Origin of the sequence: Oleiagrimonas sp. C23AA (assembly GCF_011759385.1) — a bacterium.
Classification (GTDB): Bacteria; Pseudomonadota; Gammaproteobacteria; order Xanthomonadales; family Rhodanobacteraceae; genus Oleiagrimonas.
The window spans coordinates 132,311-156,250 of the sequence record NZ_JAARLY010000010.1; the positions used below are offsets into that span (position 1 = coordinate 132,311).

The following is a 23,940-nucleotide window of genomic DNA, read 5'->3' on the forward strand; positions in this document are numbered from 1 at the left end:
GTCACTCTCCACAACATTCGAGGGCCTCGCGCAACAGCGGCGCCAGGCTGGGAATTTCTTTCAGGAAGCCATCGTGGCCATACAGCGACTCGACCACTTCCAGCGAGGCGCCCGCACCCAGACGACGCTGCAGCTCGCAAAGATCGGCCAGCGGCACCAGGCGGTCGGACGGAAAGCCGATCAGCGTGGCCGGCACGCGAATGGCGGCCGGATCGACCTCGTGCAGGTCAATCGACTCGGAAAGGCTCAGATAGCGGCGCGCGTCGAAGCGGCCGACGAAGCGGGCACCGGCGTGTTCCAGGTAATCCTCGACCGGGCGGCGAAAGCGCCCGTCGCGGAAGGCCGGCTCACCGGCAAAGCGCTGCGCGAACTCATCCGCGCCGCGATAGGTGGTCATGGCCAATTGGCGCGCCAGCGACATGGCCTGGGCGACATCGCCCGACTCCAGACCAAAACGCAGGATGCCGCGCTGTACCGCGCGCTGTGCGGTGGCCAAGGGATGCGGGCGATGCGCGCCGGCCAACGCCACCAGGCGCTCCAGGCGATGCCCGTGATCGGCAGCGAAGGCCAGCCCGACCATGGCACCGTAGGACGACCCGACAAACGCTGCGACACGGGCGATACGAAGATCATCCAGCAGGGCTGCCAACACCGCGGCCTGATCGTGGCTGGAAACCGCCGAGGTGCCCAGATCAGCGGCTGAAAGCCAGTCGATCGCCAGTACACGATAGCTATTGAGGTCCACCGCGGCGCCCGGCGCTACCAGACCCGACCACCAGCCCTCGCTGACCGCATCGCTGGCGCAGACATCACGATCGGCGGAAATACCGCCCTGCACGATCACCGTGGGTGCGCCCGGCGCGCCGGCCCACAGATAGCTCACCTCCACCTCGCGCACGGCATCGCCATAGTGCGGCGTAATGCGCACCCGGCGCCGGCCACGCTGACAGCCAAAACCGGAACGCACCGGCAACGGCGTCGCCTGGGGCGCATCAACAGGGGTGGAGGAAACCACTTCCAGAGCCATCTTCGATCAATCTCCGCTTGGGTGCTGTGCCTGTGGCGCCAGCCTGCGGAGAGCGAGAGATGGAGGGTCGGTGGGCACGTGGCCGAAGATGAGGCCGTGGCGTGCGTCGACTCATCTTCCGGTCACGGCCGCAAGGGCCTGCCGCAGGAGTTGGCACCGTGCGAAAGGCCCTTTCCAAGGCTTTCCGCGGGTTGCCCCGGCATCAAAGGGCCTGTCCCTCCGCCGGTCTCGATGAGCTTGCAGAGCCGACTCTATGCCCCTGCTGGCACACTGTCAATAGACGTATAGATGTCTATATATCCAAAACGGCATGTACGAACGGCTCATTACGCCAGGCAGCGCCAGAGGCGCAGGTCTTTCATCGCCAAGCCCAAAGCCGTGTGCCGCGGGGCGCACGCTCGCCGCCACCCGGGCTTGCCTGTAAAATGACGGGTTTGCCCGCCCAGACCCAGCGCAAGCCATGACCGAGCCACGCACCGAAACCATCCGCCGGCGTACGTTTGCCATCGTCAGCCACCCTGACGCCGGCAAGACCACCCTGACCGAAAAGCTGCTGCTGTTTGGCGGCGCCATCCAGATGGCCGGCTCGGTGAAAAGCCGCAAGGCGGCGCGCCATGCCACCTCGGACTGGATGGCGCTGGAGAAAGAGCGCGGCATTTCGGTGACCAGCTCGGTGATGCAGTTCCCCTATGGCGGCAAGATCGTCAACCTGCTCGACACCCCAGGCCATGCCGACTTCTCCGAAGATACCTACCGCGTGCTGACGGCGGTCGACTCGGCGCTGATGGTGATCGACTGCGCCAAGGGCGTGGAGGAACGCACCATCAAGTTGATGGACGTGTGTCGCCTGCGCACCACGCCGATCATGACCTTCATCAACAAGCTCGACCGCGAGGGTCGCGAGCCGCTGGAGCTGCTGGATGAAGTCGAATCGGTGCTGAAGATCCAGTGCGCGCCGATCACCTGGCCCATCGGCATGGGCAAGCGCCTGAAGGGCGTGTACCACCTGCTGCGCGACGAGGTGTACCTGTACGAGGCCGGCAAGAACTACGAGCGCCAGGAGGCGCGCGTGATCAAGGGCCTGGACAACCCCGAGCTGGCAGGGCTGCTGGGCGACAACGCACTGGCGGAACTGCGCGACGAGCTGGAACTGGTGACCGGTGCGGCCGAGCCGTTTGATGAATCGCTGTACCTGGCCGGCATGCAGACCCCGGTGTTCTTCGGCTCGGCGGTGAACAACTTCGGCGTGCAGCTGCTGCTGGATTTCTTTGTCGACAAGGCGCCCGGCCCGCAGCCGCGCGAGACACTGACGCGCACCGTCGAGGCCGGCGAAGAGAAGCTTTCCGGCTTCGTGTTCAAGATCCAGGCCAACATGGACCCGGCACATCGCGATCGCGTGGCCTTCATGCGCATCTGCTCGGGCACCTACACCGCCGGCATGAAGATGCTGCAAACGCGCACCGGCAAGGATGTGCGCATTGCCAATGCGCTCACCTTCATGGCCTCGGACCGCGAGATCGTCGACAAGGCCTATCCGGGTGACGTCATCGGCCTGCACAACCACGGCACCATCTCCATCGGCGACACCTTCACCGAGGGCGAGGCGCTGTCGTTCACCGGCATCCCCAACTTTGCTCCCGAGCTGTTCCGGCGCGCCCGTCTTCGCGATCCGCTGAAGATGAAGGCCTTGCAGAAAGGCCTGGCGCAGTTGTCCGAGGAAGGCGCCACGCAGTTTTTCCGCCCGCTGATGAGCAACGACCTGGTGCTGGGTGCGGTCGGCGTGCTGCAGTTTGATGTGGTCGCCTACCGGCTGAAGGACGAATACGGCGTCGAGGCCGGTTTTGACAACGTCGGCGTGGTCACCGCGCGCTGGGTGCATTGCGACGATGAAAAGATGCTCGAGGAGTTCCGCGAGAAAAACGCCATGAACCTGGGACTGGATGCCGCCGGCGAGCTGGTTTATCTGGCGCCCAGCCGCGTCAACCTGCAGCTGACCCAGGAGCGCTGGCCCAAGGTGCGCTTCGAGGCCACCCGCGAACACGCCACCGCGGTAGCCGGCTGAGCCTTCACGGGTCGGACCGGCAAAGCCGGCGCGTTAGACTTTGACATCCGCCGTGGCGTTGGCCGCGGCGCGTTCCGCATCATCGGCACGAGGAGGACTCATGGCGCACGACGGCATCGAAACGGTTTCCGAGCAGCGCTGCTTCGGCGGCACGCAGGGTTTCTACCGGCACCACTCGTCAGCCTGCGACGGGCCGATGAGCTTTGCCGTGTACACACCACCGCAAGCCGGCGCCGCTCGCGTGCCGGTGCTGTTCTATCTGGCCGGACTCACCTGCACGCCGGAAACGGCCACCATCAAGGCCGGCGCGCAACGTCTGGCAGCCGAACTGGGGCTGATGCTGGTGATGCCCGATACCAGCCCGCGCGACACCGGCATCGAAGCGGCCACCGGCGACTGGGAATTTGGCGAGGGCGCGGGGTTCTACCTGGACGCCACGCAAGCGCCCTACGCCCAGCGCTTCAACATGCACCGCTACATTGCCGAGGAACTGCCGAAGCTGATCGAAGCCCGGTTTCCGGCCGACAGCGCGCGTCGCGGTGTATTGGGTCACTCCATGGGTGGCCACGGCGCGCTGGTGATGGCGCTTCGCTATCCGGAAATTTTCCGCTCCTGCTCGGCCTTCGCGCCCATCGTCGCGCCCAGCCAGGTGCCGTGGGGCGAAAAAGCCTTCCCGCGCTACCTGGGCGAAAACCGCGAGGCCTGGAAAGCCTACGACGCCTGCGCACTGATGGCCGCAGGGCGCCGAGTCAGCGGATCGATCCTGATCGACCAGGGCGATGCGGACGGTTTTCTGGACACCCAGCTGCAGCCGGAACGTTTCGCCAGCGCCTGTCGCGACGCCGGCCAGGCGCTGACCCTGCGCATGCAGCCAGGCTACGATCACAGCTATTACTTCATCGCCAGTTTCATCGCCGACCACCTGCGCCACCACGCGCGCATGCTCGCCGACTGAACGAGGCGTTGCCCCATTAAAAACGCCGCGACCTTAGGGATCGCGGCGTTTTCGTTTTCACTACGGACGTTACGAAAGGTTCGGCGTTCAGGCCGCCTGCTGGGTGGTGTCCTGCGCCACGCCGGCACTGTTCTCGCCACGCACCACGGCGGCGCGCAGCTCTGACGGATCAAAATCATCGACGTTGATGAATTCGGCGGTGACCTTGCGGATGTGCGCCAGCTGATCGCGCTCGGCCTCGCTGATCGCGCCCAGTTCGGCCGCCTGCGCCAGCTGCGCCTCGTAATCGTGCGCGGTGATCTGGCCGGACTTCATGGCCTTCAGGAACTTGCGCTCCACCGGCTCGGCCGCAATCACCTCCGGCAACAGCGCGTTCATGCGACCGATGGCATTGTTGTCCGAGGGCGACAGGTAAATCCAGTTGAGCATGCGATCGCGCGCCTCATTGGGTGCGGTGAGAATGGCCGCGACGCGGCGCCCCAGGCGATCGGACGGCGGCACTTCACGACGGCCGAACGGGAACACCAGCACGCGCATCAACCAGCCCACCGGGCGCACCGGGAAGTTGCGGATCACGCCATCTAGCGCCATCTGCATGCGCCACACGCACTCGTGGAAGGCCCAGGCCAGCAACGGACGATCGCTCTCCGGACGGCCCTCGTCCTCGTAGCGCTTGAGCATGTAGGCGGCGATATAGAGATAGCTCAGCACATCGCCCAGGCGCGCGGAAAGCTTCTCCTTGAACTTCAGCTTGCCGCCCAGCACGCCCATCGACACATCCGCGCACAGCGCCAGTGCCGCCGAATAACGGTTGAGCTTGCGATAGTAACGGCGCGTGTAGTCGTCGCCCGGCACGCGGCCGATCTTGGCGTGGGTGAGCCCCAGCACGAAGGCGCGCACGGCATTGGAGATGCCAAAACCGATGTGGCCGAACAGTGCCTTGTCGAACTGGCGCAGCTTGTCGCCGTAATCGGCCACCGACAGCGCCTGCATTTCCTTGAGCACGTAAGGATGGCAGCGGATCGCACCCTGACCGAAGATCATCAGGCTGCGCGTCATGATGTTGGCGCCTTCCACGGTGATGGCGATCGGCACGCTGGCCCAGCCACGGCCCATGTAGTTGCTGGGCCCCAGCTGTACCGCCTTGCCGCCGTGCACATCCATGGCATCGCTGGCCACCTCGCGGCTCCACTCGGTGGCGTGATACTTGGCAATGGCCGAGGGCACAGCCGGCTTCTCGCCGCGATCGACCGCCGAGGCGGTGGCCAGCGACAGCGCGGTGGTGGCGTAGCTGTGACCACCGATACGGGCCAGCGCTTCTTCCACACCCTCGAAACGGCCGATGGCCAGGCCGAACTGCTTGCGGATGCGCGCATAGGCACCGGTGGCTGCCGCCGACGCCTTGACCGCGCCAGTGGCATTGGACGGCAGCGAAATGGCGCGCCCCACCGACAGACACTCGACCAGCATGCGCCAGCCCTGCCCGGCCATGTGCGCGCCGCCGATCAGCGTGGACATCGGCACGAACACATCCTTGCCGCGCACCGGGCCGTTCTGGAACGGGATATTCAGCGGCAAGTGACGGCGGCCGATTTCCAGGCCTGGCGTTTCGCGCGGAATCAGCGCCAGCGTGATGCCGAGATCTTCGGTGTGGCCCAGCAGCTGGTCCGGGTCGTACATGCGGAAGGCCAGGCCGACGATGGTGGCGATCGGAGCCAGCGTGATGTAGCGCTTGTCGAACGAGAGGCGAATGCCCAGCACTTCCTCGCCGTTGTGCATACCCTTGCAGACAATGCCGTAGTCGGGCAGCGAGGTGGCGTCGGAACCGGCCTGCGGACCGGTCAGCGCGAAGCACGGAATTTCGCGGCCGTCGGCCAGGCGCGGCAGGTAATGGTTCTTCTGCTCGTCCGAGCCGTAGTGCAGCAGCAACTCGGCCGGACCCAGCGAGTTGGGCACGGCCACGGTCGAAGACAACGTTGCCGAGACGCTGGAGAGCTTTTGCAGCACCGCCGAATGCGCCAGCGCCGAGAAGCCCAGGCCACCGTATTCCTTCGGAATGATCATGCCGAAGAACTTGTTGGCCTTGACGAATTCCCACACCTGCGGCGGCAGGTCGCCCAGTTCGTGGGTGATCTGCCAGTCATCGATCATCGCGCACAACTGCTCGACCGGGCCGTCCATGAAGGCCTGCTCCTCGGCCGACAGCTGCGGCCGCGGCTGCTCCAGCAGCTGGCGCCAGGCCGGCATGCCCGAGAACAGCTCGCCCTCGAAACCGACCGTGCCCGCTTCCAGCGCCGTGCGCTCGGTGTCGGACAGTTTGGGCGTGACCCTGGCGAAGGCTTTCAGCGCCGGTGCACTGATCTGCTGGCGGCGCAGGCCGTCCAGGTTCAGCGGCACGGCGATGATGGCAAACACGATCAGCGTCACCACCATGGCCACCGGCGCCGCCGCCAGCAGGCCGACCACGACGATGGCCGCCGCTGTCAGCAATGACCAAAGGCGCAGACCGATGCGCAGATAGGCGCACACCAGTGAAACGATGAGTGCGGCAAGAAGGGGAAGTACGGCAGTCATGACTTGTCACCTCGGGACTTCGTATCGCCGGCACCATCCAGCGACCTTACGAACTTCGTGATCTCGCGGGTAAACGCATCATTGGCGTCACCTGCAACCATATGCGTTGCCGCCGGCAACTGCACGTGTCGGGCGTGCGGCACCAGCTGCATGAATTCTTGGACGTGGTCTTCGCCGACCACTTCGCTGCGCCCGCCCGACAGCAGCAGCACCGGCATGCGGATGGCACGCGCCGCTTCCATCAGTCGCGGCTGATGGGCTTCGCCCTGTTCGGCCACGGTATCGAGCAAGGCCGGATCCCAGTGCCAGCGCAGGCGCCCATCCGCGCCTTCACGCAACAGCGGTGACAGCTGGGCATGCGTTTTGGTAGCGGCGCGATGGGGCATGTAGGCTGCCACCGCCTCGGCTGCTTCCTCCAGACTGGCAAAGCCGTCCGGGTAGGCGCGCATGAAGCTGAGAATGCGCGCCACGCCCTCGGGCCGCCAGCGCGGTGTGATGTCCACCAGTACCAATGCTGAAAATGGCGGTGAGGAGCATTCCCCGGCCACGGCCAACCCCAGCAGACCGCCCATGGAGGCGCCAATCAGCACGGGCGGCTGCGCTTGCGCGCGCGCCATCGCGTCCAGATCGTCGATGAAGGTGCGCATGGCATAGTCGCCGCCGGGCTGGCGATCGCTCAGGCCATGTCCGCGCGCATCAAAACCCACGCAGTGCATGCCGGTGTCGGCCAGCGCCTGCATGGACCCGGCCCAGGCCTGATGGGTCTGTCCAAAACCGTGCGCGAACAACACGCTGCGCTGCTGGCGCGGGCCCAGCTCGCGCCATGCCAGGCGTACACCGTCCGCACGCTTGAGATAGCGTACCGGCGCGTCATCCAGCTTGTCGGAAAGGGCAACCATACGCTGGAGTATGTAAGTGTCCCGACGGCCTTGTCAATGCGCTGGCGTATGGTCAATCCATGGCCCGCAAATCAAGCATTTGGAGGGCGCTTGCACCGGCATGGTGATTGCATCCGCCGCGCGAGCGGCTACCATCAGCGGATGGAAGCCGAAACCAAACCCGAGCGCACCCGCCTGTCCGCCGAGGACTGGGAGCTGGGCGCACTGGAGCTGATTGCCGAGTCCGGCATCGGCGCGCTGGCCGTGGAGGCCCTGGCTCGCCGTCTGGGCGTCACCAAGGGCAGCTTCTACTGGCATTTCCGCACCCGCGAGGCGCTACTGCTGTCGGCGCTGGAGCGCTGGGAACGCTACGAAGAACGCGACGTGCTGGCACAGATCGAAACCATCGCCGAACCGCATCAGCGCCTGCGCGAGCTGTTCCATCGCGTGGCCCGCGAGAACATGCACGCACGCATCTACGCTGCATTGCTGAAGGCGCTCGACCAGCCGGTGGTCGTGCCGCTGATGGCCCGCGTCTCCGGCCAGCGCATGGCATTTCTGACCCGCGCCTACCGCGAGGCGGGACTGGCCGAGGCCGATGCCCTTAACCGCGCACGCCTGACCTATGCCGCCTACGTCGGCTTTCTGCAGCTGAACCTGACCCTGGGTCTGCCCAAGCTGGGCCATGAGGCATTCGACGAATACGTCGAGCACATGATTCGCACGCTCGTTCCCGAGTGAGCCGCCGGGCGCACGATGTCTTGCATTGACGGCATCGGCCGTCTACTTTCGGCCTCGCGATAGCATTACCGCGAGGTCGTTGCCGTGAGCTCTTCCCTGTCAGCGCTTAATCAGTGGGTCGAAGCGGTCCGCCGCCGCACACGCGCCAAGCATGTGCACTGGTGCGACGGCTCGGACAACGAGTACGACACACTGGTCGAGGGCATGCTCGCCCGCGGCGAACTGATTGCGCTCAATGCCAAGACGCACCCTCGCTGCTATCTGCACCGCTCGCATCCGGACGATGTCGCTCGCGTCGAGCATCTGACCTACGTGTGTACCGAGGAACGCGATGACGCCGGCCCCAACAACCACTGGATGGATCCGGCCGAGGCGCATGCGCAGATGGATGCGCTGTTCGATGGCAGCATGCGCGAACGCACGCTGTACGTGGTGCCCTACTGCATGGGGCCACTGGGCTCGCCGATGGCACGCTGCGGCGTGGAACTGACCGATAGCCCGTATGTGGTGGCCAACATGCGCATCATGACGCGCATGGGCAAGGCGGCGCTGGAACGCATCGAGCGCGAGGGTCACTTCGTGCGCGGCCTGCACTCGACCGGCGAACTGGATCCAAGACGCCGCTTCATCATGCACTACCCGGAAGAGGCGACCATCGAATCCTACGGTTCGGGCTATGGTGGCAACGCCCTGCTCGGCAAGAAATGCCATGCGCTGCGTATCGCCAGCTGGCAGGCCCGCGACGAGGGCTGGCTGGCCGAACACATGCTGATCGTTGGTGTGCAGACACCCGCCGGCGACATCCACTACATCGCCGCCGCCTTCCCTTCCGCCTGCGGAAAAACCAATCTGGCGATGTTGATTCCGCCCGAAGGCCATCGCAACAAGGGGTGGAAAATCTGGACCGTCGGCGATGACATCTGCTGGATGAAGCCGGGCGCAGATGGACGCCTTTGGGCGATCAACCCGGAAGCGGGCTACTTCGGTGTGGCGCCGGGCACCAGCGAGGCCACCAATGCCAACGCGCTGGCCATGCTCGGTCACGATGCCATTTTCACCAACGTCGCCCTGACCGCTGACAAGAAACCCTGGTGGCCAGGCCTTCCGGGCAAGCCCAAAACCGATTGGCAGGGCCGCCCCTACGATCCGGCCAACGGGCCGGCAGCACACCCCAATGCACGTTTCACCGTTTCGGCCACGCAATGCCCGAGCTGGTCACCGGAGGCCGAAGCGGCCCACGGCGTGCCGATCTCGGCCATTGTCTTCGGCGGCCGACGCGCCTCGTTGATGCCGTTGGTGTTGGAGGCACGCGACTGGACCCACGGCGTGTTGATGGGCGCCTCGATGGCCTCGGAAACCACCGCCGCCGCCAGCGGCAAGGTTGGCGTCACCCGCCGTGATCCGATGGCCATGAAGCCGTTCTGCGGCTATCACTTCGGCGATTACTTCGAACACTGGCTGAGCTTTGCGCATGACGATGCCGAGCTGCCGCGCATCTTCCACGTCAACTGGTTCCGCAGCGACGACGAGGGCCAGTTCCTGTGGCCCGGGTTTGGCGACAACATGCGTGTGCTGGAATGGATTCTGGCGCGTGTCAGCGGTCAGGTCGAAGCCCGCGAAACGCCGGTGGGCCGACTGCCCCATGCCGACGACCTGCCCCTGGACGGCCTGCCATTGGCCGATGGCGCACTTGAGGCGCTGCTGTCGGTGGACACTGAGGCCTGGCGCGATGAGCTGGCCGCCATCGAGCGTCACCTGGCCAGCTTTGGCGAACGCCTGCCGCAGGCGCTGACCGACGAGCTGGCCAACATGCGCAAGGCGATCACAGGCCAGGGCGAACCGATGCACGCGGCCGACTAAACCTTTCCGCGCCATGTTGCATCCAAGCTGGCAACATGGACGCAGCCTGCCAAAGCATCGGAACCCTCATGCCGCCCACGCCCACGGCGCAAGCGACCGACAACGAGCTCGCACGCGACGCGCTGCGTGGCAGCACCGCCGCCTTCGAGACGCTGTATCGGCGCCACGTGGGTCGGGTGCACGGTGCCGTGCTGAGACTGGTCGGCTACGACCACGGACGCGCTGAAGAGCTGGTACAGGAAGCGTTCGTCAAGGCCTGGCAGAAACTGGGCAGCTTCCGCCACGAGAGCGCCTTCGGCACCTGGCTGTACCGGCTGTCGGTCAATACCGCGTTGATGGCACTGCGCTCACAGGCATCGAGCCCGATCTACGACGCCGGCGAGGATGGCCCGCCGGATGTGGGCGAAGAGCCCTTCTGCCCCGCCGAACGGCGTGAACTGGAACAGGCCATTGCCGCGCTGCCGCCACGAGCGCGCGTGGTACTGGTACTGCACGATGTGGAAGGCTGGCGTCACGAGGACATTGCCCGCGAAACCGGCATGGCCGTCGGTTCGTCCAAGGCCCAGCTGCACCGCGCGAGAGGCCTGCTGCGCCGCGCGCTTGGAGAACGCTCATGAACGAATTTCAATGGCACCGCCAGATGCGTGATCTGGCCCAACCCGAACCGCCCTCACGCGACCTTTGGCCGGCGATTGCGGCACGTCTGGAACGAGCTGACGAGCACGCCGATACGTCCGCCCCGGCCGCCACCTTGCACACGCTGACGCCACCCGTGCGCCGCTCCCGCCTGCTGCCGTGGGCCATGGCCGCCTCGGTAGCGGCGGTCTCGGTACTGGCCATCGGCCTGGCCCAGCGCAGCGCCGGTGTCAGCGCCGGCTCCGTGGCCGCCACGCCGGCGCTGGCAAGGTCCTGGCAGCCCAAGGATCCCCGTCTGAGCGGGGCCGCGGTGGAGCTGCAGGCCGCGCGTCTGGAGCTGGCCCAGGCCATGCAGCAGGCGCCTGATTCGCCTTATCTGCACCGTCTGATGCATCGTACCCAACAACAACAAATGCGCCTGCGCCGCCTTGAGAATGAGGCCGGCTGAGCACGCCCCCACTGCCCTGCGGAGAGCACCATGAAGTCCATCAACCGAACCCTGCTGGCCGCCAGCCTGCTGCTGTGCATGGGCCAGGCCATGGCCGACACGCCCATCGACCAGAGCCGCAAGCTCGACGCCGATGCCCATGTCAGCATCGACAACGTCAAGGGCGAAGTGACCGTCACCGCCTGGGATCGCAACCAGATCCGCATCACCGGCACCCTCGGCGATGGCGCCCAGCCGCTCAAGGTGAGCGGTGACAGCCACGACCTTTCGATCAAGGTGCAGGGCCCATCGAGCTCGGGCTGGTTCAGCTGGGGCAACGACACCCACATGGGCCCGACCGCGCTCAACATCCAGGTACCCAGCGGTGTCTCGCTGAGTGTGGATGTGGTCAGCGCCGAGGTCAGCATGAGCGGCCTCAAGGGCGGGCGCATCGACATCGACACCGTCAGTGGCCGGGTGCACGTCGATGCCGAGAGCCCGTCGGTCAGCGTGGACTCGGTGAGCGGCAACGTACAGCTTGATGGCACTGTGAAGCGGGCCGATCTGGAAACGGTCAGCGGCGATGTGCTGGCGCCGAAAGTGGCCCGCGTGGCCAAGGTGCAAACGGTATCCGGCGATGCCCGGGTCGGCGGTGGCCCGTTCGAGAAAGTGTCACTTAGTACGGTCTCCGGCGACCTTCAGCTCGACGGCGGACCGGACAAGGACGGCGATGTCGACATCGACTCGATGAGCGGCGACGTGCGCCTGAACCTGCCCGCCGGTACCTCGGCGCGAATGCACGCCTCCACCTTCAGCGGCGCGCTGCGCAGCGACGTCGGCCAGGTCTCGCACAGTGAGCATGGCCCCGGTTCCAAGCTGGACACGCGCATCGGCAACGGTGATGCCAACATCAAGGTGGAAACCTTCTCCGGCAATCTACGCGTACGCAGCGGCCAGTAAGGCTCGATCGATTGGGGGGCAGGCACCGCCACCGCCGACGGACACAGGGCAGACAGCAAAACGCCGCAGGGCCTTCAAGGGCGCTGCGGCGTTTTCATTGACAGGCAACGAGCTTCCGACGCTGATCGTCGATCACAGATCCTGGTGATACTGCACGTAGGGCATACGCGACTGATCAGGATCCGGACCATTCACCGGCGCCGGCGTCTGCCCCGAGGACCACACATTCTGCGCACCGAAGGACAACTGCCCCTGCCAGGGCAGGCGCACGGTCACGCCCAGATCAATACTGGTCCAGCGCCGATCCGGCCCCAACAGATTGCTGGCCGCACCGGTTTCCGGCTGTACCATATGGCCGACGATATTGCCGCTGATACCGCCGCTGTCCACGCCCAGGCTCAGCGACTTCGAGCCCAATTCGCCCACGCCACCCAGCACATTGCCCGGCAGCAGGCGAATGCGACCGACACTGGCGCCCAGATCCAGGCCGCTCTGGTGACCCAGCGCAAGCCGCCCGTGTGCGGAGAAATCGGTACTCGAACCGAGCGAGGAGAACGAAAGACCGCTACTGGTCACCGGTGCATTGGGCACCACGCGCGGCAACATGGCTGGTGCCAGCGGCGCTATCGGCTTGCTCTGGTTGACCGCCACACCCACGGTGTAATGACTGCCATGGTAGGTGGCCCCCACTTCACCGTTGATCATGCGCAGCGGTGAGGAAAGCGTGCCGTTCAGACAACCGATGTTCGCGCCCGGCGTGCAGCTGGAACCATCGCCCAGATGCGCCGAGGTCATCGGCCACAGGCGCTGCCCCAGCGAAACGTGCATGGAAAGACGGGCGGCCACGTCATAACTGAGCGTGCTGCGCATCAGCTGGCTGGCATCGACCACGTTGAAGTCCAACGAAGATGGCGCCCGGGTAGGATCGGCCGCCGGCGCGCTGCCCGCGTGCGTAGCCAGGGCCAGCATGCGCCCGTCCGCCGAGCGCCACAGTGGCATCAACAGCCCGCTGCCTTGACCTGGCGCGCGCAGCGACTCGTACGGCAGCGGCGCCGGCGCACCCGTCGGCCCAGGCAGAACCTGGGCGCCCGCAACAAGCGGCAACGCAAGACTAAGGCTGGCGAGCAGGCGGCGCATCAGCAGAAACGAATCCCGAATACAAACAGTTGGACCCCCCGGACCCACGCAGGTTCCCCCCGAGGTTGATCCGGCATTGGCGCCAGTATAGGTCATTTTACCTTTTGCTAACAGCACGCATTATGTGAAGTATTACCGCTGTTCACATTCACATTATCCGTATATGGTGACGGCTGGGGCACACAGGGGACCAGGCGACGTGCCGCAGCAACCGGTATACACTGCTGTATCCAAGGGATCGGAAGGACCGAGCAGAGCACCTATGACGGCGCCTGTATCGACAATGCCAGCGGCGGACCCGCAGGCGTCCGAACATGAGCACCAGCTGGCCATGCACCAGGTGGTGGAACGCCTGTTCAAGGCCCAGGACGCCGATGCAGTTGCCGTTGCCTGCCATACCTACCTGACCTCGATGGTCGAGGGAGCGCAGACGGCTTGGTGCAAGAAGGGCGAGCGCTCCGACAGCCCGCACGCACGCATGCTGGCCAGCGACCCGCGTCAGGGGCGCGTGCTGGAGGTGCAACTGCCAGAAAGCATCGATCCGGAGCCACTGGCCGCACACCTGGACTGGCTGGGCCGCATCGCCGGCATGCGCCTGCGCCAGCAGGACGAAACAGTCCACCTGTATGATGCCGTCTCGCGCCTGGCCCAGGCCGAGCGCCTACAGCGTGCCTTGTACGCCATCGCCGACCAGGCCCGTACCGACCGCGACATGAACGAGGTCATGCGTTCGCTGCATGGCATCGTCGGCAGTCTGATGTATGCCGAGAACTTCTACATCGCGCTGTACGACCGTCGCCGCAAGCGCATCCGCTTCGCCTATTTCGCCGACACGACCGATACCGATGGCCCCGGCAGCAACGAGTCGATGCCGCTCGACGCCATTCGCAACACGCTGACCTGGTATCTGATCCGGGACGGCCGTCCGATGATGGGTGGCATGGACAAGCTGGCCACCCAGGTGGATGGCCCGCTGACCCCGACCGGCCCGACCTGCGTGGACTGGCTGGGCGTGCCGATGCTGCGTGGCGGTGAAGTGGTCGGCGGCCTGGTGGTGCAAAGCTACCGCGAGGAAGCACGATACACCGGACAGGATCAGGAGTTGCTCGGCTATGTCGCCCAGCACGTGCAGACTGCGCTGGAACGACGCGAGGCACACGCCGACCTGGAACGGCGCGTCAATGAACGCACCGAGGCCCTGCGCGAGGCCAACCGCGTGCTGCAGCAGCAGGTGCTCGAGCGCCAGCGCGGCGAGCGCCTGCAGGCGGCGCTGTTCCGCATTGCCGAGCTGGCCAACACCACCGAAAGCATCGACGAGTTCTACGCCGCCGTGCACCGGGTCATCGGCGGCCTTATCTACTCGCGCAACTTCTATCTGGCGTTGAAGGAAGAAGATCGCGAAGAGCTGAGCTTCCCCTATTCGGTGGACGAGTTCGACAGCTTCCGCAAACCCCGCGCGCTCGGCCACGGCTTGACCGAATACGTGCTTCGCCACGGCAAGCCCCTGCTGGTCGGCCACGACGACATCCAGCGCATGGTCGGCCAAGGCGACCTGGTGCAAAGTGGTGCCACCTCGCACTGCTGGCTGGGCGTGCCGCTGGTCTGCGATGACCAGGTCAACGGCGTGCTGGCCGTGCAAAGCTACTCGCCCGAGCACCAGTACACCTCTCGCGACCAGGAATTGCTGACCTTTGTCAGCTACCACATCGCCAATGCCCTGCAGCGCAAGCGCAGCGCCGAATCGCTGAAACAGGCCTACGCCGGCCTGGAGCGACGCGTCAATGAGCGCACGCGTGCCCTGGCGCTGGCCAACCGCGACCTGCGCGAACAGATTGCCGAGCGCGAGCGCGTCGAGCGCCGCCTGAAATACGAGACCCTGCACGATTCGCTGACCGGTCTGCCCAACCGCGCGCTGCTGCTGCAACGCCTGGAGCATGCGCTGCAGCGCTATCACACCGATCGCCGGCAGATGTTCGCGGTGCTGTTCATCGATCTGGATCGCTTCAAGGTGATCAATGATTCGGTCGGCCACCTGATCGGCGACGACCTGCTGTTCCAGGTCGGCGGGCGCATCCGTGCCTGCCTGAAAACGCGGGATCTGGTGGCACGGCTGGGTGGCGACGAATTTGCCGTGCTGGTGGAAGGTATCGGTGACGCCCGCTCCATTCAGCGCATCGCCGAGCGCGTCATCGGCGAGCTGCACACGCCGTTCCGCATCGGTGCCAAGGAGCTGTTCACATCGGCGTCGGTAGGCATCGCCCTGGCGGCACCGCACTATCGCCGCGCCGAAGAGCTGCTGCGCGATGCCGACTCGGCCATGTACAGCGCCAAGGCCGGCGGCCGCCATCGCTCGGAAGTGTTCGACGATCGCCTGCGCCGCAATGCGGTGTCGCAGCTGGAAGTCGAGGGCGACCTGCGCCGTGCGCTGACGCGTAACGAGTTCGAGCCGTTCTACCAGCCCATCGTGCGCCTGGCCGATGGCCGCATCCTCGGCTACGAGGCGCTGATGCGCTGGCGCCATCCCGAGCGCGGCCTGCTCGCGCCCGGTGAATTCCTCACCGTTGCCGAGGACAGCGGCTGCTCGGAAGCCATCGACTGGAAGATCTTCGAGCATGTCTGCAAGCAGGCGCGCTCATTGGTAGGCACCAGCGGCTTCATCAGCATCAACCTGTCCGGCCGCCATTTCCGCTCGCCGGACATCGACCGCCGCCTGCTGGACCTGCTGGCCGAACACAACGTACCGCCCAAGAGCCTGCGCGTGGAAGTGACCGAGCGCACGCTGCTGGAAAATCCCGAACAGATCAAGCGCAGCCTCGATGCCATGCGCAAGGCCGGGCTGACCATTGCGCTGGATGACTTCGGCACGGGCTACTCCTCGCTCAGCTACATGCATCAGTACCCGATCGAGGTACTGAAGGTGGACCGCTCGTTCGTGATACGCCTGAGCAAGGACGCCGACGACCAGGGCGCGGCCATCGTGCGCGCCATCCAGGCGCTGGCCGACTCGCTGCACATGCAGGTGATCGCTGAGGGCATCGAGACCGAGGCCCAGCGCGTGGCATTGCAGCGCATCGGCTGCAAGTTCGGTCAGGGCTTCCTGTTCTCGCAGGCCCGCCCCGCCGAACACTGGCTGGCGCAACCGCATGCCGCCGGCCAGCCGCCCAGTGAGCCGGTCAAGGCCAAGACCTGAGCGAAACCACTGAGCTCGACGCCATACGGTCACCACAAAAAAGCCCGGCATGCCGGGCTTTTTTGTGGGTCGCGGGCGCGTCAGGCCGCGCGCGGCCGCCGTGGATCAGTGTGTGGTATCCGAGCCCGGCGCGCGCGGATCATCGCTGAGCACCTGCTCGGCATCGACGCGATCAAAACGGTACTGGCTGGCACAGAACTCGCAGGTGACCTCGACCTCGCCGTCGTTGGCCTCCAGTGCCGCCTCCACTTCCTCGCGTCCCAGCGAGCGCAGCATCTGCACCACGCGCTCGCGTGAGCAGCTGCAGCCGAAAGCCAGCGGGCGCGGATCGAACAGGCGCACCGATTCTTCGTGGTACAGGCGGTACAACACCTCTTCAGGCGCCAGCTCAAGCAGCTCCTTGTCGCTCAGCGTGGCCGTCAGGTGCAGCACGCGGTCCCAGGCATCGGCGTCCACTTCCGGCGCATCGTGACCGCCCTCGCCAGGCAGGCGCTGCAGCATCAGACCCACGGCCTGATCGCCGTTCACCGCCAGCACAATGCGCGCCGGCAGTTGCTCGGACTGGGTGAAGTAGCCTTCCAGCGAAGTGGCCAGATCCGGCGCCGACAGCTCGATCAGCCCCTGATAGCGATGGCCACGCTCGGCGCTGCCGATGGTGATGGCCAGCACCGCCTGCGCCAGCTCGTTCAACGCCAGCGGATCGGGCACACCACGCTCGGCATCGAACCGCGCCAGACCGCGCAGTCGCCCGCCCTCGGTGGCCTCGGTGAATACCAGACGCAGTGCGCCAGGTGTCTTCAGCTCCAGGGTCAAGCTTCCGGAAAACTTGATGTTGCCGGTCAAAAGCGCCGCCGAAGCCAGGCTTTCACCCAGCAGCTGACGCAGCTGTGGCGGATAGTCGGCGCGCTGCGCCACCTCCCGCCAGCTGTCGCCCAGACGCACCAGCACACCGCGCACGCCGGCGCGCTCAAGCAGGAATCGATACAGCAGGTCGTTGTGGTCGCTCACGATGAGTCACGCGAAAAGCCAAGAAAGGAAACCCGGCGCCGGTGCCAGCAGACACCAGGCGATGCTCTAAAGCTTACCGGAGCGTCCCTAGATGGGGCATCTTCACGCCGTTCCCAAGCCGGGGTGATCTACACTCTGGCCCATGCCTGCCCTCCTCAAACGTCCCCGCCGTCGCTGGCTGCGCTGGCTGATCTATCTGATCGGCGCCTGGTTGGTGCTGACCTGGCTGCCGGTGGTGATTTTCCGCTTCGTACCACCGCCGACCAGCGCCTTCATGATCGAACGCCACTTCGCCGCCTGGCGGCACGGAGAAAAACACTTCGAGCTGCACCAGCACTGGGTGCCTTGGCGGGCCATGAACAAGCAGGTGCCGCTGGCCATGGTGGCTTCGGAAGACCAGCGCTTTCCGTTCCACCACGGATTTGATTTCCACGCCATCCACAAGGCCATCGACACCGCCGAGGATGGCGGGCGTCTGCGCGGTGCCAGCACGATAAGCCAGCAGACGGCCAAGAACCTTTTCCTGTGGGGCGGACGCAACTTCGTGCGCAAGGGGCTGGAGGCTTATTTCACCGTGCTGTTGGAACTGACCTGGCCCAAACATCGCATCCTTGAGGTGTATGCCAACATCTGCCAGCTGGGTGACAACGTCTACGGCGTGGGCGCGGCCGGCCAGCAGCTGTTCGGCACCGACCAGGCCCGCTTGAGCGAACACCAGGCCGCCTTGCTGGCCGCGGTGCTGCCCAACCCCAAGCGTCTGCATGCGGCCAGGCCATCAGCCTATGTCCAACACCGAGCGGCCTGGATCGAGCGCCAGATGCGCCAGCTTGGCGGCACCGCCTATGTCACCTCCGACCATCCGACACCACCGCGCAACCTGCGCCGCTAGGCGACAGGCCGGGTCGAGCACGGCCGCACCCAAACGCCTATGCTATGGGCGATGCGCACCACCGAAGGGGAATTCATGCTGCAGCTGACCGTCGTCGTGCCGGCCTACAACGAAGCCAGCGGCCTGAGCCACTTTCATCAGCGCCTGGGCGCGGTGCTGGACGGGCTGGATATGCATTGCCGGGTGCTCTACGTGGACGATGGCAGCCGCGATGACACCTGGCAGATCATCGAACAACTGGGCGATGCCGACCCCCGCGCCGGTGGTCTGCGCCTGTCGCGCAACTTCGGCAAGGAAGCGGCGCTCACCGCCGGCCTGGACCATGCCGACGGCGATGCGGTGGTGGTCATCGACGCCGACCTGCAGGACCCGCCCGAACTGATTCCGCAGCTGATCGAACAGTGGCAGGCCGGCTACGACGTGGTCTACGCCACGCGCGAGGGCCGCGATGGCGAGACCCGCTTCAAGCGCTTCACCTCGGCCGCGTTCTATCGCGTCATGGAGCAGCTTTCGGATACGCCGGTGCCCCGCGATACCGGCGATTTCCGTTTGCTTTCGCGACGCGCGGTGGAAGCGCTGCGCGGTCTGCGCGAACGCCAGCGCTTCATGAAAGGTCTGTTTGCCTGGGTCGGTTACCCGCAGGCGGCGGTGCGCTACCGGCGCGATCCCCGCCACACCGGCACCAGCAAGTGGAACTACTGGCGGCTGTGGAACCTGGCAGTGGAGGGCATCACCTCGTTCTCCACGGCGCCGCTTCGGCTGGCCACGTATCTGGGCCTTGGCACCTCGGTGCTGGCGTTCGCCTATGGCGTGTGGGTGTTCTTCAAGGCGCTGATTTTCGGCGATCCGGTGCGCGGCTACCCCACCTTGATGGTGGTGATCCTTTTCCTGGGCGGCGTGCAGCTGCTGGCGCTGGGTGTGATCGGTGAATATCTGGGTCGGATGTACGCCGAATCCAAGCAGCGCCCGCTGTATCTGGTGCAAAGCCACCGCCCGCCGCGCTGAGCAAAGGTTGTCCTTAACCTGTCGTCACGCCACTGGCGTTCATCTGCGCGCGTTTGGGCGCAGTAGACTTCACGTTGTAACGGCCCGTTCCCGCGGCCGTCCTGGGAGGCACCTATGCAGTTCTTGAACGAACTTCTGGCCCTCAAGGGCCATGCCGTCCATGCCATCGATCCCGATGCGCCGGTACGTCAGGCGCTCGAACGCATGGCCGAGCACAATGTGGGCGCACTGCTGGTGATGCGCGACGAACGGCTGGAAGGGGTCATTTCCGAACGTGACTATGCGCGCAAGGTGGCCCTGAGCGGACGCACCTCGGCCGACACGCCCGTGCGTGAAATCATGAGCGACCAGCCGATCACCGTCGATACACGCACCAGCGTCGAGGCCTGCATGCGCCTTTGCACCGACAGCCGCATTCGCCACCTGCCAGTGATGGACGGTGAACGCGTCATTGGTGTGGTGTCCATTGGTGATCTGGTACGCGCGGTGATCGATGCGCAGGCGCAGGCCATCGACCAGCTGCAAACCTATATCGCCGGCTGAGCCCTGGCTGGAAAGAACGTCAGCGTGCGGGTTCGGCGCCGTCGGGTGCCGGCTCGTCCGGCGCCAGATCCGGTGCGCGGCCGGCCTGGCGGGCCACGTACACGGCTACCGAGGACAGACCTGCTGCCAGCGCTGCGGTGGCTGTGACGGTGATTCCTGCCGCGCGCAGGGCGCTCAGGCCACTGGTCACCAACAGATCCCCCAGCCGCCACACGGTGGTTTCGACAAAGTTCTTGCCCTTGTAGCGCGCTTCGCGGGCCACGCGGGTATACAACGCGTCGCTGGCCGGCTTGGCCATGCCGTAGGCCATGGCGCGCGTGCCGACCTGCACCAGTGCCAGCAGCGACAGCCCGATACCGAACAGGCGCACTTCTCCGCTGCCGAACCAGGCAAGCATCAGCATCAGCGCCACGTTGACCACCGAGGTAACCATCAATCCCCACACCGCACCGGCGCGCACCAGCAGCCAGCGCGTCAGCGTCACCTGCATCAGCCCGGCGGTGACATTGATGGCCAGGTCCATGTGCGCATAGAACGCGGTGCGATCGGCGTTGGAGACAAAATGCGCCTTGGCGTAATCGGCCACCAGCGCATAGGCAATCGTGCCGATGCCATCGCTGAGCAGCATCAGCAGCGCCATGTTGCGAAGGAACGGATGGGTCAGCGTCTGCTTGATGCCGGCCCACAGCGAACCGCCAATGGCCTGATCCTCATCGCGCGCCGGTCGCTTCAAGCCGATCAGGCGTGAAATGCGCAGCATCAGCCAAAGCGCCAAGCCCAGCAGCGCGGCCGAGACCACCAGCAGCGGCGCCACGCCGATGCGCTCGACCAGCAGCGAGGTGATGGTCGGTCCGGCCATGGCCCCGGCGGTGCCGCCCAGGGCCACCATCGAAAACAGCCGGCGCGCCTGCAGGCTGCTCCAGATATCGGCCATGAAGCTCCAGAACAGCGACACCACGAACAGGTTGAACACGCTGCTCCAAACGAAGAACACCACGCCCAGCTCGCGCGCACCAATGCGATCCTGGGCCATGAACGCCGGCACGAAGGCCAGCATGCAAAGCACAAAGAAGCTGTAGCTCCAGGCCACCAGCCGATCACGCCGGAAGCGCGCCACCAGCATGCCAAACAGCGGCGTCAGCGCCAGCATGGCGATAAAGGTGGCCCCGTAAAACAGCGGCAACGACACCGAGCCCACCGCGCCGCTCAACTGATCGCGCACCGGCCGGATGATGTAGTACGAGGTCAGGATGCAGAAAAATGCCGCCGCCGACATCAGCAGCGTCGATTCCTCACCGGCACGGATCTGGGATCGCCACGACACGTTGATGAACCATCGTTCGCTTGATAGAGAGCGCAAAGCCTAGCATGCGTGAACGGCAGGCCGACCGTATCCACGCGGGCCGTTGTCGGCGCCCGTCAACTGACCGACAATGGATAAAACATGTCCACGCCCTTGGGCGCGGATGCGTTATCCACTGCCCCTCCACCTCAACGCGCGGGCTCGCGCCTCGCCGCACGCAGCACAGCATGGCCCCACGCATCGCATCCCTACTGCTTCTTGTCACCGGCGCATTCGCCGCCGCCATCCCCGCCCAGGCCGTTCCGCCGCCGCCGCAAACCAAGGTCGTCAGCAACCAGCCCGATCACCATGCGCTGCCCAACGCGCGCATCCGCAAGGTGCTGCACGACTACAACAGCTGGTTGAGCATCATCGAACGGCACAAGGCGGTGGCAGGACTGGCCACCGCCATCGTGGTCAACGGCCGCGTGCGCTACGAGCGCACCTTGGGTTATGCCGACACCCGCTCGGGTGAGCTGGTCAAGCCGACCACGGTGTTCCGCCTGGCTTCGCTATCCAAGGCCTTCGCCACCGCCACCGCCGGCCTGTTGGTTCGCGACGGGCGGCTGAGCTGGGACAGCAAGCTGATCAACTTGCTGCCGTTCTTCAAGCTGATCAACATGCAGCAGGCCGCGCAGGCCACGGTGGGCGATATTCTCGGACAACGCCTGGGGCTGCCGCGCAACACCTTCGACCTCAAGCTGGAGGACGAAGTCCCTTACGAGCAGTTGGTCCGCCAGCTCAACAAGGTGAAGCTGGTCTGCCAGGTGGGCCAGTGCTACGGCTATCAGAACGTCGCCTTCAGCCTGATCGGTGACGTCATCTACGCCCGCACCGGCGATTTCTTTGCCCACCAGGTGGAAAAGCGCCTGTTCCTGCCGCTGGGAATGACCACCGCCACCTACGGCCTGCAAGGGCTGGAGAACAGCAAGAGCTGGGCGCGCCCGCATCGGCGCACGCGACGCGGCTGGGTGCCGTTCATGCCCAACGAAAACTACTATCGCGTCGCACCGGCCGCCGGCGTCAACGCCAGTCTGCGTGACATGGAGCAGTGGCTGCTGGCGCAGATGGGCTACCGTCCCGACGTGCTGCCGGCCACGCTGCTGAACGTACTGCATGCACCAGGCATCAAGACGCCTTCGGAAACCTGGGCCACGCCATGGCGCCGCGCGCGCGTCAGCAAGGCCTGGTACGCGTTGGGCTGGCGCGTGTACGACTACGCCGGCCACCGCGTGATCTTCCATGCCGGCGCGGTGGAGGGTTATCGCACCATGATCGCCTTCATCCCCGAGGACCAGGTCGGCATCGTCTCGATGTGGAACTCACGCGGCGTGGTCCCGGCCGGGCTGGTACCAATGGTGCTGGACGACATGCTGGGACTGCAGCACCGCGACTGGGCCGGGCTCAAGCAACTGGGTCGCCGCCATCACTGAAGGTCGCCTGGGCCTGGGCCAGCGCCACCCGCCTCGACCCGCTAGACCCTGACGGACAAAAAAGCGGCGCCATGAAGGCGCCGCTTTTTATCTGGACCGCGTACCGATGATCAACGCTGGCGGCCCAGCGTGAACACGATGCGTCGGCGCATGGTTACGGCCATCGGCTTGCCATTGCGCAACGCCGGCTTGTAGCGCCACTTGGAGACGGCATCGACTGCCGAGCGGTCGAACACATGATGTGGCTTGGCCTCGACCACATGCGCATCGTTGACCTTGCCATCGGTGCCCACGGTGAACTCGACATCCACCCAACCCTCCTGGCTGGAGCGCACCGCGGCGGTCGGATAGCGCGGTTTCACCTGATGAGTCAGCACCGCATCCTGGATGCTGACCGGGGCTGGCTTGGCAGGTGCCTTGGCGGCGCTGGCCTGCTCGCGCTTGCGCTGGGCCGCTGCCGCTGCCGCTTCCTGGCGCGCCTTTTCCGCCTGCGCCTCGGCCAGACTCGGCTGCGCGGAAGCCTTGGCCGCCGCGGCCTGCTCGGCGGCCGCTTGCTGGGCGGCAGCCTGACGCTTTTGCTGTGCCAGCTTGTCGCTTTCGGCCTGTTGCTCGTGATCCTGCAGCTTGCGCTGGGCATCGAGCTTGGAGCGCAGGATGGTCAGCGTGTAGTTCTCCGGATCGGCCTTGGAAAGCAGATCGATTTCCCGTTGCGCTTCGCCGAAGTCACGCTGATTGATCGCCTGCTCCGCGGCGTTGGCACCAAACGGGAAGGTTTCACGCAATGCATCCCGAGCTACCTGATTGTTGGGCTGACGCTCCAGCACCTTCAGGTAGAACTCAAACGCATTGTTGCCGGCCGGCGCCAGCAGACGCTGGTCGTTGAGCGCCTTGCGCGCCTCGGCCAACAGCTGGTCGGTAGTCAGGGACGCCACATTCACAGGCGCCGACGAGGCACTGGATGGCGCCCCCTGCGATGCACTGGACTGTTTCATTGCCGGCGCGCCGGCCTCGCGGTTGGGCTTGATGATCAAGAACCACGCGGCCACACCCAACACCACCAGAATGGCGATGATGGCCAGAATCATGGGCGTCGAGGCGCCGCTCGCCCGCCCTCGCTTGCTTGCTGTCATTCGGGTATCCACAGGTTGCCGTAACACCATGTACTGATACCCGCGCCCCCTGTTTGCTCCCCCCGGAACGTTGTGTGGTGAGCCCACTCAGCGCGGATAACCCGAAGGTACCGTTCCTGCCGCGCAATGCCAATAGGAATTAT

Annotated in this window: 19 protein-coding genes and 1 riboswitch; of the genes, 12 read left to right on the forward strand and 7 right to left on the reverse strand. The window is 65.5% G+C overall.

Annotated elements, in window-relative coordinates; all coding sequences use genetic code 11:
* Position 1: 1 nt before the first annotated feature.
* Complete coding sequence (locus tag HBF24_RS15625; protein ID WP_167174974.1) at positions 2 to 1,027, reverse strand: homoserine O-succinyltransferase; 1,026 nt, start codon at positions 1,025 to 1,027, stop codon at positions 2 to 4.
* Positions 1,028 to 1,135: 108 nt separating this feature from the next.
* Positions 1,136 to 1,265: riboswitch (SAM riboswitch) on the reverse strand.
* 222 nt (positions 1,266 to 1,487) lie between these two features.
* Here HBF24_RS15625 and HBF24_RS15630 point away from each other — a divergent pair.
* Together HBF24_RS15630 and fghA are read left to right on the forward strand one after the other, a co-directional pair.
* Positions 1,488 to 3,089 (forward strand): peptide chain release factor 3, encoded by a 1,602-nt coding sequence (locus HBF24_RS15630; RefSeq protein ID WP_167174976.1) that lies wholly within the window; start codon positions 1,488 to 1,490, stop codon positions 3,087 to 3,089.
* 100 nt (positions 3,090 to 3,189) lie between these two features.
* Positions 3,190 to 4,044 (forward strand): S-formylglutathione hydrolase, encoded by an 855-nt coding sequence (gene fghA / locus HBF24_RS15635; RefSeq protein ID WP_167174979.1) that lies wholly within the window; start codon positions 3,190 to 3,192, stop codon positions 4,042 to 4,044.
* Between the two features lie 87 nt (positions 4,045 to 4,131).
* Here fghA and HBF24_RS15640 read toward each other — a convergent pair whose 3' ends face one another.
* Together HBF24_RS15640 and HBF24_RS15645 are read right to left on the reverse strand one after the other, a co-directional pair.
* Positions 4,132 to 6,618: an acyl-CoA dehydrogenase gene (locus tag HBF24_RS15640; RefSeq protein WP_167174982.1), complete on the reverse strand. Its 2,487-nt coding sequence runs from the start codon at positions 6,616 to 6,618 to the stop codon at positions 4,132 to 4,134.
* A complete protein-coding gene (locus tag HBF24_RS15645; protein ID WP_167174985.1) occupies positions 6,615 to 7,517 on the reverse strand; it encodes an alpha/beta hydrolase in 903 nt (300 codons plus the stop codon). The genes HBF24_RS15640 and HBF24_RS15645 overlap by 4 nt, the downstream gene beginning before the upstream one ends.
* Before the next feature lie 141 nt (positions 7,518 to 7,658).
* Between HBF24_RS15645 and HBF24_RS15650 the strand changes: the two genes are divergently transcribed.
* The 5 genes from HBF24_RS15650 to HBF24_RS15670 all read left to right on the forward strand — a co-directional run bounded on the left by HBF24_RS15650 (position 7,659) and on the right by HBF24_RS15670 (position 12,120).
* Positions 7,659 to 8,237, forward strand: a complete 579-nt coding sequence (locus HBF24_RS15650) for a TetR/AcrR family transcriptional regulator (protein WP_167174988.1) — start codon at positions 7,659 to 7,661, stop codon at positions 8,235 to 8,237.
* An 84-nt stretch (positions 8,238 to 8,321) separates the two neighbouring features.
* Positions 8,322 to 10,097 (forward strand): phosphoenolpyruvate carboxykinase (GTP), encoded by a 1,776-nt coding sequence (locus HBF24_RS15655; protein WP_167174991.1) that lies wholly within the window; start codon positions 8,322 to 8,324, stop codon positions 10,095 to 10,097.
* Positions 10,098 to 10,165: 68 nt separating this feature from the next.
* Positions 10,166 to 10,714, forward strand: coding sequence for a sigma-70 family RNA polymerase sigma factor (locus HBF24_RS15660; RefSeq protein ID WP_167174994.1), 549 nt, complete (start codon positions 10,166 to 10,168; stop codon positions 10,712 to 10,714).
* On the forward strand, positions 10,711 to 11,181 hold the full coding sequence (locus tag HBF24_RS15665; protein ID WP_167174997.1) for a hypothetical protein: 471 nt from the start codon (positions 10,711 to 10,713) through the stop codon (positions 11,179 to 11,181). Before HBF24_RS15660 ends, HBF24_RS15665 begins: the two co-directional genes overlap by 4 nt.
* 30 nt (positions 11,182 to 11,211) lie before the next feature.
* Positions 11,212 to 12,120 carry a DUF4097 family beta strand repeat-containing protein gene (locus tag HBF24_RS15670; RefSeq protein ID WP_167175000.1) on the forward strand — a complete coding sequence of 303 codons (909 nt, stop codon included), beginning with the start codon at positions 11,212 to 11,214 and terminating at the stop codon, positions 12,118 to 12,120.
* Positions 12,121 to 12,252: 132 nt separating this feature from the next.
* Here HBF24_RS15670 and HBF24_RS15675 read toward each other — a convergent pair whose 3' ends face one another.
* Complete coding sequence (locus tag HBF24_RS15675) at positions 12,253 to 13,257, reverse strand: hypothetical protein (RefSeq protein WP_167175002.1); 1,005 nt, start codon at positions 13,255 to 13,257, stop codon at positions 12,253 to 12,255.
* 283 nt (positions 13,258 to 13,540) lie between these two features.
* On the opposite strand from HBF24_RS15675, the gene HBF24_RS15680 reads away from it, so the two are divergent.
* Positions 13,541 to 16,447, forward strand: a complete 2,907-nt coding sequence (locus HBF24_RS15680) for an EAL domain-containing protein (protein WP_240922617.1) — start codon at positions 13,541 to 13,543, stop codon at positions 16,445 to 16,447.
* A 105-nt stretch (positions 16,448 to 16,552) separates the two neighbouring features.
* On the opposite strand, the gene HBF24_RS15685 is transcribed toward HBF24_RS15680, so the two are convergent.
* Positions 16,553 to 17,455, reverse strand: coding sequence for an Hsp33 family molecular chaperone HslO (locus HBF24_RS15685; RefSeq protein ID WP_167175007.1), 903 nt, complete (start codon positions 17,453 to 17,455; stop codon positions 16,553 to 16,555).
* A 142-nt stretch (positions 17,456 to 17,597) separates the two neighbouring features.
* Between HBF24_RS15685 and mtgA the strand changes: the two genes are divergently transcribed.
* The 3 genes from mtgA (at position 17,598) to HBF24_RS15700 (ending at position 19,892) form a co-directional block, all read left to right on the forward strand.
* On the forward strand, positions 17,598 to 18,344 hold the full coding sequence (mtgA, locus tag HBF24_RS15690) for a monofunctional biosynthetic peptidoglycan transglycosylase (RefSeq protein ID WP_167175010.1): 747 nt from the start codon (positions 17,598 to 17,600) through the stop codon (positions 18,342 to 18,344).
* A gap of 75 nt (positions 18,345 to 18,419) precedes the next feature.
* On the forward strand, positions 18,420 to 19,349 hold the full coding sequence (locus HBF24_RS15695; protein WP_167175013.1) for a glycosyltransferase family 2 protein: 930 nt from the start codon (positions 18,420 to 18,422) through the stop codon (positions 19,347 to 19,349).
* Positions 19,350 to 19,463: 114 nt separating this feature from the next.
* Entirely contained in the window at positions 19,464 to 19,892 is a 429-nt protein-coding gene (locus HBF24_RS15700) for a CBS domain-containing protein (RefSeq protein WP_167175016.1), read from the forward strand.
* Between the two features lie 19 nt (positions 19,893 to 19,911).
* Here HBF24_RS15700 and HBF24_RS15705 read toward each other — a convergent pair whose 3' ends face one another.
* On the reverse strand, positions 19,912 to 21,171 hold the full coding sequence (locus HBF24_RS15705; protein ID WP_167175105.1) for an MFS transporter: 1,260 nt from the start codon (positions 21,169 to 21,171) through the stop codon (positions 19,912 to 19,914).
* A 251-nt stretch (positions 21,172 to 21,422) separates the two neighbouring features.
* Here HBF24_RS15705 and HBF24_RS15710 point away from each other — a divergent pair, with 251 nt between their 5' ends.
* Positions 21,423 to 22,667 (forward strand): serine hydrolase domain-containing protein, encoded by a 1,245-nt coding sequence (locus HBF24_RS15710; protein WP_167175019.1) that lies wholly within the window; start codon positions 21,423 to 21,425, stop codon positions 22,665 to 22,667.
* 110 nt (positions 22,668 to 22,777) lie between these two features.
* Here the strand turns inward: HBF24_RS15710 and HBF24_RS15715 are convergent, their stop codons facing one another.
* The gene (locus HBF24_RS15715) at positions 22,778 to 23,797 is read right to left on the reverse strand and encodes an energy transducer TonB (RefSeq protein WP_240922618.1); all 1,020 of its coding nucleotides are present in this window, start codon (positions 23,795 to 23,797) and stop codon (positions 22,778 to 22,780) included.
* Positions 23,798 to 23,940: the final 143 nt, after the last annotated feature.

Excerpts from the sequence above, each read along its gene's own strand:
- HBF24_RS15670 (WP_167175000.1), top strand. The coding sequence starts at position 11,212 with ATGAAGTCCATCAACCGAACCCTGCTGGCCGCCAGCCTGCTGCTGTGC.
- HBF24_RS15680 (WP_240922617.1), top strand. The coding sequence starts at position 13,541 with ATGCCAGCGGCGGACCCGCAGGCGTCCGAACATGAGCACCAGCTGGCC.
- HBF24_RS15710 (WP_167175019.1), top strand. The coding sequence starts at position 21,423 with ATGGCCCCACGCATCGCATCCCTACTGCTTCTTGTCACCGGCGCATTC.
- HBF24_RS15630 (WP_167174976.1), top strand. The coding sequence starts at position 1,488 with ATGACCGAGCCACGCACCGAAACCATCCGCCGGCGTACGTTTGCCATC.
- HBF24_RS15640 (WP_167174982.1), bottom strand. The coding sequence starts at position 6,618 with ATGACTGCCGTACTTCCCCTTCTTGCCGCACTCATCGTTTCACTGGTG.
- mtgA (WP_167175010.1), top strand. The coding sequence starts at position 17,598 with ATGCCTGCCCTCCTCAAACGTCCCCGCCGTCGCTGGCTGCGCTGGCTG.
- HBF24_RS15660 (WP_167174994.1), top strand. The coding sequence starts at position 10,166 with ATGCCGCCCACGCCCACGGCGCAAGCGACCGACAACGAGCTCGCACGC.
- HBF24_RS15715 (WP_240922618.1), bottom strand. The coding sequence starts at position 23,797 with ATGACAGCAAGCAAGCGAGGGCGGGCGAGCGGCGCCTCGACGCCCATG.
- HBF24_RS15645 (WP_167174985.1), bottom strand. The coding sequence starts at position 7,517 with ATGGTTGCCCTTTCCGACAAGCTGGATGACGCGCCGGTACGCTATCTC.
- HBF24_RS15665 (WP_167174997.1), top strand. The coding sequence starts at position 10,711 with ATGAACGAATTTCAATGGCACCGCCAGATGCGTGATCTGGCCCAACCC.
- HBF24_RS15700 (WP_167175016.1), top strand. The coding sequence starts at position 19,464 with ATGCAGTTCTTGAACGAACTTCTGGCCCTCAAGGGCCATGCCGTCCAT.
- HBF24_RS15695 (WP_167175013.1), top strand. The coding sequence starts at position 18,420 with ATGCTGCAGCTGACCGTCGTCGTGCCGGCCTACAACGAAGCCAGCGGC.
- HBF24_RS15650 (WP_167174988.1), top strand. The coding sequence starts at position 7,659 with ATGGAAGCCGAAACCAAACCCGAGCGCACCCGCCTGTCCGCCGAGGAC.
- fghA (WP_167174979.1), top strand. The coding sequence starts at position 3,190 with ATGGCGCACGACGGCATCGAAACGGTTTCCGAGCAGCGCTGCTTCGGC.
- HBF24_RS15675 (WP_167175002.1), bottom strand. The coding sequence starts at position 13,257 with ATGCGCCGCCTGCTCGCCAGCCTTAGTCTTGCGTTGCCGCTTGTTGCG.
- HBF24_RS15625 (WP_167174974.1), bottom strand. The coding sequence starts at position 1,027 with ATGGCTCTGGAAGTGGTTTCCTCCACCCCTGTTGATGCGCCCCAGGCG.